This is a genomic window from Neobacillus terrisolis (assembly GCF_051233475.1).
In the GTDB taxonomy this organism is placed as follows: Bacteria; Bacillota; Bacilli; order Bacillales; family Cytobacillaceae; genus Bacillus_BU.
The window spans coordinates 87,105-101,518 of the sequence record NZ_JBKFGH010000011.1 but is presented as its reverse complement, the minus strand read 5'-3'; the positions used below and the strand labels follow the sequence as shown (position 1 = coordinate 101,518).

Annotated in this window: 15 protein-coding genes; 4 read left to right on the top strand and 11 right to left on the bottom strand. The window is 38.6% G+C overall.

Annotated features, from left to right (window positions below):
* The first annotated feature begins 51 nt into the window (after window positions 1-51).
* The gene (locus tag ACI48O_RS07755) at window positions 52-357 is read left to right on the top strand and encodes a YtpI family protein (protein ID WP_435561158.1); all 306 of its coding nucleotides are present in this window, start codon (window positions 52-54) and stop codon (window positions 355-357) included.
* A 70-nt stretch (window positions 358-427) separates the two neighbouring features.
* Here ACI48O_RS07755 and ACI48O_RS07750 read toward each other — a convergent pair whose 3' ends face one another.
* The 3 genes from ACI48O_RS07750 to ACI48O_RS07740 all read right to left on the bottom strand — a co-directional run bounded on the left by ACI48O_RS07750 (window position 428) and on the right by ACI48O_RS07740 (window position 2,934).
* Window positions 428-1,747, bottom strand: coding sequence for a DRTGG domain-containing protein (locus tag ACI48O_RS07750; protein ID WP_435561157.1), 1,320 nt, complete (start codon window positions 1,745-1,747; stop codon window positions 428-430).
* 119 nt (window positions 1,748-1,866) lie between these two features.
* Complete coding sequence (locus ACI48O_RS07745) at window positions 1,867-2,115, bottom strand: hypothetical protein (RefSeq protein ID WP_435561156.1); 249 nt, start codon at window positions 2,113-2,115, stop codon at window positions 1,867-1,869.
* A 138-nt stretch (window positions 2,116-2,253) separates the two neighbouring features.
* The gene (locus tag ACI48O_RS07740) at window positions 2,254-2,934 is read right to left on the bottom strand and encodes a metal-dependent hydrolase (RefSeq protein WP_435561155.1); all 681 of its coding nucleotides are present in this window, start codon (window positions 2,932-2,934) and stop codon (window positions 2,254-2,256) included.
* A gap of 177 nt (window positions 2,935-3,111) precedes the next feature.
* Here ACI48O_RS07740 and ACI48O_RS07735 point away from each other — a divergent pair, with 177 nt between their 5' ends.
* Entirely contained in the window at window positions 3,112-4,209 is a 1,098-nt protein-coding gene (locus ACI48O_RS07735; RefSeq protein WP_435561154.1) for a M24 family metallopeptidase, read from the top strand.
* 335 nt (window positions 4,210-4,544) lie between these two features.
* On the opposite strand, the gene ald is transcribed toward ACI48O_RS07735, so the two are convergent.
* Together ald and ACI48O_RS07725 are read right to left on the bottom strand one after the other, a co-directional pair.
* A complete protein-coding gene (gene ald, locus ACI48O_RS07730) occupies window positions 4,545-5,663 on the bottom strand; it encodes an alanine dehydrogenase (RefSeq protein ID WP_435561153.1) in 1,119 nt (372 codons plus the stop codon).
* 683 nt (window positions 5,664-6,346) lie between these two features.
* Window positions 6,347-6,505 (bottom strand): hypothetical protein, encoded by a 159-nt coding sequence (locus ACI48O_RS07725; protein ID WP_435561152.1) that lies wholly within the window; start codon window positions 6,503-6,505, stop codon window positions 6,347-6,349.
* Window positions 6,506-6,620: 115 nt separating this feature from the next.
* Here ACI48O_RS07725 and ACI48O_RS07720 point away from each other — a divergent pair, with 115 nt between their 5' ends.
* The gene (locus ACI48O_RS07720; RefSeq protein ID WP_435561151.1) at window positions 6,621-7,073 is read left to right on the top strand and encodes a universal stress protein; all 453 of its coding nucleotides are present in this window, start codon (window positions 6,621-6,623) and stop codon (window positions 7,071-7,073) included.
* 50 nt (window positions 7,074-7,123) lie between these two features.
* Here the strand turns inward: ACI48O_RS07720 and argH are convergent, their stop codons facing one another.
* Complete coding sequence (gene argH / locus ACI48O_RS07715; RefSeq protein ID WP_435561150.1) at window positions 7,124-8,500, bottom strand: argininosuccinate lyase; 1,377 nt, start codon at window positions 8,498-8,500, stop codon at window positions 7,124-7,126.
* Window positions 8,497-9,702: an argininosuccinate synthase gene (locus ACI48O_RS07710; protein WP_435561149.1), complete on the bottom strand. Its 1,206-nt coding sequence runs from the start codon at window positions 9,700-9,702 to the stop codon at window positions 8,497-8,499. Before ACI48O_RS07710 ends, argH begins: the two co-directional genes overlap by 4 nt.
* A gap of 219 nt (window positions 9,703-9,921) precedes the next feature.
* Here ACI48O_RS07710 and ACI48O_RS07705 point away from each other — a divergent pair, with 219 nt between their 5' ends.
* The gene (locus ACI48O_RS07705) at window positions 9,922-10,239 is read left to right on the top strand and encodes a hypothetical protein (RefSeq protein WP_435561335.1); all 318 of its coding nucleotides are present in this window, start codon (window positions 9,922-9,924) and stop codon (window positions 10,237-10,239) included.
* A 162-nt stretch (window positions 10,240-10,401) separates the two neighbouring features.
* On the opposite strand, the gene ACI48O_RS07700 is transcribed toward ACI48O_RS07705, so the two are convergent.
* The 4 genes from ACI48O_RS07700 to ACI48O_RS07685 all read right to left on the bottom strand — a co-directional run bounded on the left by ACI48O_RS07700 (window position 10,402) and on the right by ACI48O_RS07685 (window position 14,350).
* On the bottom strand, window positions 10,402-10,914 hold the full coding sequence (locus ACI48O_RS07700) for a MogA/MoaB family molybdenum cofactor biosynthesis protein (protein ID WP_435561148.1): 513 nt from the start codon (window positions 10,912-10,914) through the stop codon (window positions 10,402-10,404).
* 1 nt (window position 10,915) lies between these two features.
* Window positions 10,916-11,752 carry an EcsC family protein gene (locus ACI48O_RS07695; protein WP_435561147.1) on the bottom strand — a complete coding sequence of 279 codons (837 nt, stop codon included), beginning with the start codon at window positions 11,750-11,752 and terminating at the stop codon, window positions 10,916-10,918.
* Window positions 11,753-11,898: 146 nt separating this feature from the next.
* Complete coding sequence (locus ACI48O_RS07690; RefSeq protein ID WP_435561146.1) at window positions 11,899-13,101, bottom strand: acetate kinase; 1,203 nt, start codon at window positions 13,099-13,101, stop codon at window positions 11,899-11,901.
* Window positions 13,102-13,360: 259 nt separating this feature from the next.
* On the bottom strand, window positions 13,361-14,350 hold the full coding sequence (locus ACI48O_RS07685) for a class I SAM-dependent methyltransferase (protein ID WP_435561145.1): 990 nt from the start codon (window positions 14,348-14,350) through the stop codon (window positions 13,361-13,363).
* Between the last annotated feature and the right edge of the window lie 64 nt (window positions 14,351-14,414).

Below are 14,414 nucleotides of genomic sequence, written 5' to 3'. Positions count from 1 at the left end.
TAAAATACAGCTAAAATAGGGTAAGATTATTTAGACTTGGAGGATAGTAAAATGCCATTTCTTGTTTTTCTAATAATGTTTTCTCTTGCCCTATACCTTTTTTATAAAACAAAATATTTTCGTTGCAATAGACCTGCTGAAAAAAAATGGCTTTCGGCAAAGTCTAGCATATCTCTAGGGGTTTTTGTCGGTTTATTTGGAATTAACCAGTTGTTCCTTTTTTCAAGCACGATAACGTATGTGATTGCTTCCATTTTCATTTTACTAGGGTTTTTAAGCGCGATAAACGGAATAAAAGCCTATCGCTTTTACCTTCCTTTTGCTCAAAAGGAAGCTGAAGAATGGAGTCAACATTAATTTTTTAGGATCAACTCGATTAAATAAACTTGCCAAGGCTGATCTCCCTTCGAGGATTGATCAGCCTTTGTTAATTCCGATCAATTAACTGGCACATCATCATTGCTTTTCCGACTAAAATACCTTCGTTAAATACTTCAACATCTACTTTTCCAAATTTCCGCCCAACCTCAAGCACTTTTGGATATATTTCTAGTGTACTTTCAATTTGAACGGGTTTGAGAAAGTAAATAGTCATATTCTCTACAACTAGATCTCCCTTTTTGGAGCTTCTAAGGATACGGTTTGATGCTTCCGTAACAATGGTGGTTAATACCCCATACGAAATTGTTCCAAGATGATTGGTCATCTGCGGGGTAACATCACAACGATAAACCTCTTCGCCTTTCGGTCTCCCTTGAATAAGAGCGAGACGGCTTGTCACTGTATCATCAATTGTCTCCCCAACCTGTGGTTGGCGCTGAATCATTTGCAATGCTTTAAGGACATCTTGTCTTGAGATCATCCCGTCTAATTTATTAGAATCATCGACAACGGGAAGAACCTCAATTCCTTCCCATACCATCATATGGGCAGACGAAGCAACACTGGTTTTCCCGCTTACCGTCATCGGATTTTTTGTCATAATCTTTTCCACTGGGGTATCTTGATCATGACCGATGACGTCCTTTGATGTAACCATCCCTTGAACCTTCATATTTTGGTCAACCACCGGGAAGCGACTATGCATCGTTTCTCGATTACAATGATACCAATCCGCTACGGTTGAATCTGTTCTCAGGTATACAGTACTTTCGAGAGGAGTAAGGATATCCTCAACAAGAACGATCTCTTTCTTAATCAACTGATCGTAAATCGCGCGATTAATCATCGTTGCTACGGTAAAGGTATCATAGCTAGTTGAGATGACAGGCAACTGTAATTCATCAGCTAATTTTTTCACATGCTCTTCGGTATCGAATCCCCCAGTTATTAGGACAGCGGCACCAGCCTTTAACGCAAGTTCGTGAGCATTTGTTCGATTTCCGACGATTAATAAATTTCCCGCACCGGTGTATCTCATCATTGCCTCAAGCTTCATCGCACCGATTACGAATTTGTTCAATGTTTTATGTAGTCCTGCTCTTCCGCCCATTACTTGGCCATCTACAATATTGATTACCTCTGCGAAGGTGAGCTTTTCAATATTCTCTCTCTTTTTCCTTTCAATTCGAATCGTACCAACCCGTTCAATTGTACTCACATATCCTTTATTCTCCGCATCCTTAATGGCCCGATATGCAGTACCTTCACTGACGCTCATTGCCTTCGCAATTTGTCGTACAGAAATTTTCTCACCCACTGGCAGTTCATCAATATATTGCAAAATTTGTTCATGCTTTGTAGCCAAGAGCTTCACCCTTTTTCCAGTTTTTCCAAATTGTATGATAATCTTGTAATTTTCCTTAACTTTATTATAAGGTGAATAGTTGCATGATTCAATTTTATATATTGATGAACTTATGAAGGTTAGCCGTGGTATGAACGAATTTTCCTGTTTGTTTTTAAATTGGAAGGTGAATGATGGTCATTTCTCCGTTGTTTTTTAGAAAATAATAAAGCGGATAAGTTTCCTGCGATTACCATTAAGGCAAACAGAAGCCAGCTGATCGCAAAGACTCCCTTTATGCCATCATTAAAAATGTCCAACCTTGGTCCCGCATAATAAATCATCCCACTGCATAATAGCAAACAGAGTACATAACGATTTCGTTCCACTTATCTCCCCCTCCTTCTTTTTTAGCTTGTTTCATCATATGCAAATCAGGCTAAAAAAAGTATGCAAATAGGCACCCCTTTGCGCCCAATTGTTTTCCTTTTTAGAGGGAGAATGCATCTCTGCGGAAAAATTAGCCCTTATAGCTCAAATACTTCGCCGAGTTCTAGTACTAAACCTTGACCTTCATCAAGTAACTCAACATACTTTTTCGGATCTTGGACAATAGGTGGGAATGTATTGAAATGGATTGGTACTACTTTTTTTGCCTGCAAAAACTGTGCTGCAAGGGCTGCATCTTCAGGGCCCATTGTAAAATTATCTCCAATTGGCAGGAACGCCAGATCGATTGGATGCCGTTCACCGATCAGTTTCATATCAGAAAATAAGCCAGTATCACCTGCATGATAAATTGTTTTTCCTTCAATAAATAGCAAGACTCCTGCAGGCATACCGAGATAGATGATTTCATTATTTTCTGTAACAAGTCCTGTTCCGTGGAAAGCAGGTGTTAGTTTAACGGTCCCAAAGTCAAACTTAAAAGCACCGCCAATCGACAAACCATGTGTCATTACCCCTTGCCAGGATAAATAGGTTGATAATTCAAAGTTAGCAATAACAAGGGATTGATTTCTTTTTGCCAGTTCGATTGTATCTCCCAAATGGTCTCCATGTCCGTGAGTGACAATAATAACGTCCGGCTTTTCCTCAGAAGCATTTAAATCAGTAGCAGGATTACCCGTAATAAATGGATCAATTAAGATTACTTTTTCACCTGTTTTGATTTTTACCACTGAATGTCCATGATAGGATATCTTCATCGTTTCATCTCCTCATTTATTATTGATTACTATTTACATTTACATTTCCATAATCACCGATCTTTTCCTTTTATCCATTGTTACTTTTTTTAGATTGATTTTACATTTTTAGTTTAAGTTGCTAATCTGAAAGGTGGAACAAATCAAAGATAACGTTATCCGATTGGAGGCAGTATTTTGACTAATAAATTGAATGAAATTTCTAAATGGCTTAAAGAAAACGATAGCGAGGTTTGCTTCATAACCTCTCCTGAAAATGTATTTTATTTAAGTGGTTTTTACAGCGATCCGCACGAACGGGTACTCGGATTAGCCATTTTTCAAGATGCAGAGCCCTTTTTAATCTGTCCGGGAATGGAAACAAATGATGCACGTAATGCCGGATGGCAATACGAGCTTATTGGCTATAGCGATATTGAACACCCTTGGGAGCTAGTACATAATGCAATAGTAAAACGAGTGAAATCCATTTCAAAAATTGCCATTGAAAAAGAACATATGAATGTTGAAAGATATGAGGCTCTTACTAACCTGTTCCCTGGATCCATCTTTCTCTCAGCTGAGGAAAAGCTCCGAAAGCTTAGAATGATTAAAAGCAAGGATGAAATAGCTACACTTCGTCAAGCGTGTGAGTTAGCTGATTTTGCCATTCAAATCGGGGTCGAGGAAATTAGCGAAGGCAAATCAGAGTTAGCTATATTAGCAGCAATTGAATATGCCTTAAAGAAAAAAGGCGTCTCCCAAATGTCATTTTCGACAATGGTGTTAACAGGTGCAAACGCAGCCTCTCCACATGGAACACCTGGACCTACAACGATAAAAAAAGGCGACTTAGTATTGTTTGATTTAGGTGTGATTGTTGACGGATATTGCTCAGATATAACGAGAACCGTTGCCTACGGAGATATTTCGGATCAACAATATGAAATTTACAATACTGTTTTAAAAGCTCAACTAGCTGCCGTTTCAATGGTTAAGCCTGGGGTTACATGTTCAGAAATTGACCTTAAAGCAAGACGGACAATTACCGATGCAGGTTATGGCCCTTATTTTCCACACCGGCTTGGACACGGCCTGGGAATCAGTATTCACGAATACCCGTCCATAACCGAAAAAAATTCACTGCCACTTGAAGAAGGCATGGTGTTCACTATTGAACCAGGAATATATGTCCCTAATGTTGCTGGGGTAAGAATTGAAGATGATATTCTTGTGACAAGTACAGGGTGCGAAACCTTAACAAAATTCCCAAAGGAGCTTCAAATTATTAAATAAACGGGTTCTTATTCGAAGTGCAAAAAGGAAAATTCCCATTAAAACGCTGTACCCTTTTGAAAAGGACATACGTTCCGTTATTTTTCGAAAAAAGGATCGTTTAAGAGGACAAGCGGACATAGGTTCCGCTATTTGCCTAAAATCGAGCTACTTGACGTGTATTTTTAGCAAATAGCGTACCTGATGTCCGCATCCACCTCCAAAATACCCGTTTTTATTAAAATAACGTACTCCATGTCCGCACAATTAATCGGGTTGCATTAGTTCCATTAATAACGCTGTTGAAATCACAATCAACAGCGTTTTCTTATGTGATTATAAATAGAATTAGCTTTTTACTGCTGCAAAAGCTCCTTAGTGCCGCGATACGGCAAATTTAACGAGTCTGCAACAGCTTTATAAGTGATAAATCCTTTAAGTGTATTAACCCCTTTTAATAAAGCCTCATTTTCAAGACAAGCTTGCTTGTAGCCCTTGTTTGCTATTTGAACTGCATACGGCACAGTTACATTCGTTAAAGCAATGGTAGACGTTCTGGGTACCGCTCCGGGCATATTAGCTACAGCATAATGAACAACACCAAATTTCTCATAAGTTGGATGATCATGTGTTGTAATCCGATCAGTCGTTTCAAATATACCGCCTTGATCAATCGCCACATCAACAACAACAGACCCATTACCCATTTGCTGTATCATGGCGGTTGTGACAAGCTTAGGCGCTTTCGCACCTGGAATAAGAACTGCTCCAATTACAAGGTCGGAATGTTTGACGGACGTAGCAATATTATAGGGATTTGAAATTAATGTGGTAATACGATGGCAAAAAATGTCATCCAGCTGACGTAATCGTTCAGGGTTTACATCTATAATCGTTACATTTGCGCCTAAACCAATCGCCATTTTGGCTGCGTTTGTACCCGCTATTCCACCACCGATAATCGTTACTTTACCTCTAGGTACTCCAGGGACACCAGCAAGTAAAATCCCTTTCCCTCCATATACTTTTTCTAAAAACTGAGCCCCCACTTGTGTGGCCATTCTGCCCGCAACCTCACTCATTGGCGTTAAAAGCGGTAAGGTCCCGTTTGGAAGCTGAACAGTTTCATAGGCAATTCCAATAACCTTCTTATCGAGTAATGCCTTTGTAAGGACTGGTTCTGGGGCTAAATGCAAGTATGTAAATAATAGTAAATCCTCACGAAAATATCCGTATTCACTTGGGAGAGGTTCTTTTACCTTCATTACCATTTCCATTGCCCAAGCTTCAGCACCTGTTTCAACCAATTTGGCCCCTGCATCCTTATAATCATCATTACTAAAGCCTGAACCAATGCCAGCATCCTTTTCTATGAATACCTCGTGACCAAGCTTCGTTAAAGTTAAAACTCCTGCAGGTGTTATTGCTACACGGTTTTCATTATTTTTTATTTCCTTTGGCACTCCAATACGCATCAGTTCGCCCCCCCACCAACATGGATACCTTTACTATATCATCGTTTTAAAAGAGGAAAAAATAATAAGCCCCTAATCTATTTCCAAATGAAAAGCTGCCTATTGCAGGCAGCTCAGGCTGTCGAAAAACTTCAGATGGGCTTTTTAACAAGTCTGTTGATTTGCGCTCCAGGCGCTTCGCGCACCTTAGGGGCGGGCGCTGAGCCTCCTCGTCGCTCATGCTCCTGCGGGGTCTCACCTTCCCGCTGCTCCCACAGGAGTCTTCGCGCCTTCCGCTCCAATCAACAGGTGGTATTAATAAAGACCTTCATTTCAACTAATAGTTAATAAAATTTTCATTTCTTTTAAAAAAGATTCGTCCTTCTCATGTTCTTTATTATATTAACAATGAAAAGGCAAATGGGTTGGCTATCCTTTTAGTAAAGTCTGTTAAAAAAAAAAAGATTGCAACACACTTATAATGGTTTGAAAAAGTGTGTTGCAATACTTGTGGTTGATTTGCGCTCCCTGTTGATTGGAGCGGAGGGCACTCGACTCCTGCGGGATATAGAGGTCACTGGAGACCCCGCAGGCGCTAAAAGCGCCGAGGAGGCTCCAGGAGCTCCCCACGGAAAGCGAGTGCCCGCAGTGGAAATCAACAGGCCCATTTGCAGGGTCACTTGCTTTTCCATGTTAAACGGCAATTAAGATAACGAGTCTGATTCTTCTTGTTTATTCTTAGGATCTTTCGTTTGATCAATTACACCGCTGTTGTAAGCATCCATAATTTGGTCACTCACTTGTTTCGTCCCTGTATTATCATAATAATAAGTTTTCAGGGTATTATTCTCGCGTTCCTTCATGCTGTTCTCCCCCAATTTATTATTGAATAACGATATTATTGTTTGATTTTTCGAAAGATATATACACCTTATTTTATTTAATTATTGTATAATATAGGTAAAGGAGGAGAGAATCATGTCTTTAAAATACAAAAAAATATTGGTTGCAGTTGATGGATCAAAAGAAGCAGAATGGGCATTTAAAAAAGCGATTGAGGTAGCTAAACGTAACAACGCTAAGCTTTTATTAACTCACATCATTGATACAAGAACGTTTGCCACAGTTGAAGCTTATGATCGTGCCATTGCGGAAAGAGCTGATCAATTCGCTGCTGAGTTAATGCAAAATTATCAGAAGCAAGCAGTTGATGCAGGGATAACCGATGTAGACTATATAATTGACTATGGCTCTCCAAAGGTTAAAATAGCCAAAGATGTTGCCAAAAATAACGATGTTGATCTGATTATGTGCGGAGCCACCGGATTAAACGCAGTCGAACGGTTCTTTATCGGTAGTGTATCAGAACATATTACTCGTTATGCAAGCTGTGATGTTCTTGTCGTCCGTACTCAAAATGATCCTGAATAATCATATAAGTACTAGAAAAAGAGTCTGACTCAAATGAGTCAGACTCTTTTTTAATCTTCTAGACAAAGTTTTGCTTTTTCAAGTGCTAAATAAACCTGCTTAAATCCTGTCCCACCGGCACTATTACGACGTTCCACTGCCGTATACGGATCTAAAGCATGATAAATATCCTGTTCAAATAGCGAACTTGCTTCTTTATACTCATCAAGTGTTAAGTCAGCAAGATAACAACCTTTATTTACACAAGCTAAAACAAGCTTACCAACAACTTCATGTGCTTCTCTAAATGGCATCCCTTTATCAGCTAAATAGTCGGCTAGTTCAGTCGCATTCGAAAAATCAGTCTTTACTGCTTTTTTCATTTCATCTGTGCGAACCTTCATAGTTCGAATCATTCCGGCAAAAATCTTTAATGAACCAGTTACCGTTTTAACTGTATCGAACATTCCTTCTTTGTCCTCTTGCATATCCTTGTTATAAGCAAGTGGCAAGCCCTTCAATACCGTTAATAGGCCAACAAGATTTCCATATACTCGACCTGTTTTTCCACGGATAAGTTCGGCCATATCTGGATTTTTCTTTTGCGGCATAATGCTGCTTCCCGTTGAAAAGCTGTCATCAAGATCAACAAAACGGAATTCCTGGCTTGACCAAAGAATGATTTCTTCACTTAATCTTGATAGATGCATCATTAAGATAGAGCTTGCTGAAAGGAACTCAAGGATAAAATCACGATCGCTAACTGCATCGAGACTATTCTCATATATACCATCAAACTCAAGCAGTTCGGCGCTGTAATATCGATCAATTGGGAAGGTGGTTCCCGCCAACGCTCCTGCCCCAAGTGGAGAGATATTGATTCTCTTTAAACCTTCAGCAAAACGAGCTTTATCTCGTTCAAGCATCCAAAAATAAGCAAGTAAATGATGGGCAAAAGAGATAGGCTGTGCTCGTTGCAGATGTGTATATCCTGGCATGATTGTTTCCACATGCTTTTCAGCTTGTTCAATCAGCGCAGACTGCATTTCGGCAATTAGTTCCGTTATGTTGCTTACTTGATTTCGCAAATATAAATGCATATCGGTTGCAACCTGATCGTTTCTGCTTCTTCCTGTATGAAGCTTACCGCCAACGGGTCCAATTTTTTCCGTTAAAAAACTTTCAAGATTAAGATGAATATCTTCTAATTTAACAGAAAATGGGAGCTTATTCTGCTTAGCTTCTTCTTTCAACTCTAGCAAGCCGCATTTGATGGTCTCTCCTTCTTCAGGGGAGAGAATCCCGCATTTTGCCAGCATCGAAACGTGTGCAATGCTTCCTTCAAGATCCTCCATTACCAGCTGTTGGTCGAAGGAAATGGAGGCACCAAATTCATCTACCCATTCTTCTGCAGTTTTTGTAAATCTGCCGCCCCAAAGTTTTTTCACACTGTCACCTTCTTGACTTGTTCCATTGCTTGAACCTTTGTTGGAAGACCAAATAATTTAATAAATCCTACCGCTGCATCGTGATCGAATTGATCTTCAGATGTGTAAGTAGCTAATGCCTCATCATATAAAGAATATGGTGATTTTCTTCCTTCAACAATTGCATGTCCTTTGAAAAGTTTTACGCGGACTGTTCCAGTTACATACTTTTGTGTTTCTTTTAAGAAAGCTTTCAAAGCATCTGTTAACGGTGAGAACCATAGGCCGTTATAAATAACTTCTGCAATTTTTTGTGAAATAATTGGTTTAAAGTGTGCTACTTCCTTAACAAGAGTTAAGTCTTCAAGCTCCTTGTGAGCTTTTAGTAATGTTAATGCACCAGGAATTTCATATACTTCACGAGATTTGATTCCAACAAGTCTATTTTCAACATGATCAAGACGACCGATGCCGTGTTTACCTGCAAGTTCATTTAATTTTAAGATGATTTCAGAAAGTAATAGAGATTCACCATTTAATGTTACGGGTACTCCTTGTTCGAAACCAATTTCAATCACATCTGGAGTATCCGGTGCATTTTCAAGGCTTACAGTTAACTCATAAGCATCTTCTGGTGGAGCCATCCATGGATTTTCAAGAATTCCACATTCATTTGCTCTTCCCCAAAGATTTTGGTCAATTGAGTATGGGCTATCTAGATTAATTGGAACCGGAATTCCATGCTCTTTTGCGTATTCAATTTCTTCTTCACGAGACCATTTCCATTCACGTACTGGAGCCAATACTTCTAAATCTGGATTTAATGCTGAGAAGGAAACTTCAAAACGAACTTGGTCATTTCCTTTTCCGGTACAGCCATGTGCTACCGCTACTGCACCTTCTTGTTCTGCAATTTCGACTAATTTCTTGGCGATTAATGGACGAGATAATGCAGAAACTAGTGGATATTTTTGTTCATAATATGCTTGCGCCTGTAGTGCAACTAATGCAAAATCCTGTGCAAATTCTTCTTTTGCATCAATAATATAGGATTCAACAGCACCCATGTCTTTTGCTTTTTGCTGAATAAAAGCTAAATCTTTTCCTTCACCTACATCTAGGCAGCAGGCTACTACATCGTATCCCTTTTCCATTAACCATTTAATAGCTACTGATGTATCTAAACCCCCGGAGTATGCTAGTACTAATTTAGGCTTGCTCATTTATTTGTTCCTCCATTCTATTGTATAAACATTCATGTTTTTTAATTTTTATTCAAATATGTATACACTTTAGCAACTTTTTAGGAAAATTTCAATAGGTATTCTACAATTCTTGCAAAAATTAATTTTAGTGATGTATGTCACAAAAATGTCAATGGATACCAAACTTAGAATATAGTACAATTAATATATTAAAATCGAAGGGGGAGTTTATAAATGATGGAAGGTTATTTTTTCCACGACGCCCGTTTGGGAATACCTTTACCCTCCCTGGAAAAGGATTGGGAAGAATACAACATGATGACCCAGCAGGAGATCCTTTTACACTGGGAAGCTATACGAGGTCAAATCCCTGATCGAATCGCATCATTAGAAAATGTTATCAACCAAAAACTTGCACAACTGTCGGATGAAAGTGATTTTATGCAATCTTGTCGGTTAAACAATGAAATTGCTGAACTTGCCTCTGTTATTAATGACCTTTGGATTTGGTACCGTTCCTCAGAAGACACTATTGAAAGCAAATTAGAGCAATAGACATCTCTCCTAAAGCTTTCCCATCATATAGAGACCAGCTAATACACCAACGGGAACAATATTCGTTATCTTTTATGAAAAGAGCCTATCTTTCCTTTTGGGAAGATAGGCTCTTTCCGGTATAAAGGCATGTATGTAAATGGTAAGACCTCATAAAACACGTTACAAATCTTTTTGAAGTTCGCTCACCACATGACCTATTTCCGGTAAAATAAGCTTTGTCATCGCCAGTCTAACAGCACCTGTAGACCCCGGTGTAGAAAAAACCGCTTTATTGTCGATCACCCCTGCTGCTGCTCTTGATAAGATCGCAGCTGAACCAATATCTTCTTGATAACTTAATAAACGAAATAACTCCCCGAACCCTGATATTTCCTTTTGGAATAAAGCAGCAACGGTTTCGATAGTTACATCGCGAAGTGCAATCCCAGTTCCTCCATTGGTTAGAACAACATCAATATTAGGATCTTCACAGCCCTTTAATACCGCGTCACGAATCGGTTCTGCATCATCTTTTACGATGACATAATCTGCAATAACGTGTCCCGCCTCGGTTAGTAACTCAATCATGAGTCCTCCGCTTTTATCGTTTTCTTTAGTTCTCGTGTCACTAACTGTAACAATTTTACACCTAACATTCTTGGGAGCTGCCTGTTTATGTTCCTTTGTGCTCATATTAATCTCCTTTTTTTTCGACTAAGTATCTCATTTGATAGTACTTGTGAGCAAAATCTGTTATCTTTCGTGTAAATAAATAATTGGAACTGGCACCAATTCCGATACTGATTATCGGAATCCCCTTCATCGTCTTCTTTTTAAACATAGCGATAACGATTGCCTTAAAAATTTGTTTGATTGGCTGTTCCATCCAACTTATATCGGTTATTTCTTCATTGCCTTCATAAAAATATCCATTGTTCGCAAATTGTAGCTCGCTAAACAATTCCTCCCAGGCCTTGTTCTGGATTCTTGTTGGAAGTGATGCACTATGAAAAACCTTTAATGAGGTCATCATTTCAAAGGGTGTATTCACCTCAAAACCGTAAGACAAAGCAATTAATTGGACGACACGCAGATTAATAACTGCCATGGCAGGAATGTCCGATCCAAGTAAAAGGGATCCTCCTGTTCCTGTTAATCCCCCCTGCACGAACGAATACGTCCGGTGCCGGGAGATTTGCTGCTCGGCTATGTATTGAAGCTGATCAAATGGTAAAGAGCGCAATTCTTCTATCTTACTAATGCCCGAATCAAAAATTCGTCCAGCTGTAATGATTCGCTCTTTCGCATCCATTTGCAGCTGGGACCCTTGGATCATTGAGTGAAGATGAAACAACCAGCTGTCGAGCATAGAAAAAAATTGGTCCTGGACCCTCTCTGGTAAAAGGGCAAAGGATTTATCTAAATATTTATCAAAGGTTAACTCAAAATCGTTTGCTTCGTATTGTGAAAGCTGATCTTTCCATTCAAGTATCTCCTGTAATACCTTTAATTCCCGTTCAGTAAGTGGCATTCGGAAAACCTCCCTTGCACAGGCCGTTTTTAACAGTATAACATAACCAAATGGCGCTGTAGACCTTACACCCCGTAACAATCTACCCCAAAATTCACAAACAAAAAAAGCCATCGAGGTTGAGCCTCGAATGGCTTTTTAATGTTTTAGCATTTTTGTGCTACTTTTGAAAGACTAACAACATCACGAGCAATCATTACTTCTTCATTTGTTGGAATGATTAGTACTTTTACCGGTGAATGTGGATAGTTAATAAATGCTTCCGTTCCACGAACCTTGTTTAAAGATGGATCCCAATATACACCCATAAACTCTAATCCTTGAAGGACACGAGCACGAATAACATCACTGTTTTCCCCGATTCCTGCAGTAAAGATGATCGCATCTACACCACACATCCGTGCTGCATATGAACCAATGTATTTGTGAATTCTGTTCGCAAATAACTCTAATGATAACTCAGCACGTTCATTTCCTTTTGAAGCCTCTTGCTCAATATCACGGAGGTCACTTGAAAAACCGGATACTCCAAGTATTCCACTTTTCTTATTTAAAACGTCAAGTACTTCATCCGCATTTTTTCCAGTCTTCTCCATTATATAAGGAATTAGGGCTGGATCAATATTTCCTGAGCGAGTTCCCATTGTTACTCCAGCTAGAGGAGTGAATCCCATCGAAGTATCAATTGATTTACCACCTTCTATGGCAGCAATACTTGCACCGTTTCCAAGATGGCAAGAAATTAAACGCAGATTTTCAATTGGACGACCTAGTAAGTCAGCAGCACGCTGTGAAACATACTTATGGGAAGTGCCATGAAACCCATATTTTCTAATTCCATAGTTTTTGTAATATTCATAAGGTAAACTGTATAAAAATGAACTTTCCGGCATGGTTTGATGGAACGCGGTATCAAATACTGCAACAGATAGAACATCTGGAAGTACTTGTTGAAACGCTTTAATTCCCGTAATATTAGCCGGGTTGTGGAGCGGTGCAAGTTCAGATAATTCGTCAATTTTATTGAGAACCTCTTCTGTAATAATAACGGAATCATTAAATGCTTCTCCGCCATGAACCACACGATGACCAATTCCTTCAATTTCAGAAAGGGATTTAATAATTCCTAAATCCGTTAGCTTATTAAGCAAAAGCTTAACCGCAACTTCATGATCAGGAATATTAGAAATTTCCTGAATTTTTTCTCCATTTACCGTGATGTTAAAAACTCCATCAGTTAAACCAATTCGTTCAATTAAACCTTTTGTAATTACTTCCTCACTAGGCATTTCAAATAATTGAAATTTTAATGATGAACTGCCCGCATTAATTGCAATAATTTTCGCCATTAATCTACCGCTCCTTTTATTAGTGCCACATCTATGGTGAGACCGCAAACCTGTACAAAAGTTATTTTGTACAAATGTCAATAAATATATCTCTCAATTCTTCATTAAAACATTGGGAACCGTACATTTCAAGAAGTTATTGGTGTTGTTAACGTTTTCAGCACAAAGTAAATATATTCAAAATATCCAACAATTTTTACTTTTCTGATATAATATAGCCAGAACGCCAAACGGCGCCTGGCTTATTTTGGATATATTTTTATTTTTTGTTCTCTTTCACCCAATCATCAATCTGAGATAATATATTTTCAATTGACTTAACCTTAGAAATAGAAGGCAAATTTACAAGTAATGCTTGCTTTGGCGGTACTACATGTTCACCTTTTTTTTGCAAAATTAAGATGCTTTTTGCAGATTGTTTCGTTTTAAACATGGTGAGAGGCAATTGTAGAAGTCCTTGTATAATTACCTTTTCTTTCAAAAATCCATGAAGCTTTGCGGCTTGCTCACTTTCGAAAAGACCGTTTGGAATCATGAAAAACAGATAGCCACCATCCTTAGTATGCTTTATACTTTGTTCGATAAAAAGATGGTGGGAATAAGAATGTCCTTGTATAGCCGCTAACTCATATTGTGAAGCTCTTACATCATTTGGATAATAACCAACTGGGAGATCACAAATGACTACGTCAACAGGGTCAACATATAACGGCTCAAGACTATCTTGGTTAAAAAATTCAATCGGATGTTGCTGTAAATTTGCATTTACATATGACAGCCTAATTAATAAATCATCAACGTCCACACCAATTGCACCTATCTCTTTTGGTTGAAGATAATTCATTACAGTGGTAAGTAAATTTCCCGTTCCGACTGCTGGATCCAATAGGGTAAATGAATGATCCGTTACCAATTTATTCAATAAATGGCTGATTAACATTCCTACTGCATCAGGCGTCATTTGATGATTAGCTTGAACACTTTCTCTCATTCCTTTTAAAATAACGAGCTGAAGTGCTTTTCTTATCTCTTCGTTTTGATACTTATTTAATTGCACTTGGTCATATAATTTTTCAAGGCGTTTTTTATTTAATTCACTTATTTCCTCTTGAAGAACTGCTTCCTGAAACAAGTTTTCTCCGGTCTCAGCTAGCGCCTCTAAAAATGTACATGCTATCTCTTCTTGTATGATAAGAGCTGTTTCATTGATTATCGTAAAGAGCTCTTCAACTGGCGAGATTTTTACCATGAGTTTCCTCCTAATTTATCCTATTTTCCTATTTTAACGGTCAACCTAACCAATCTCAAGTATC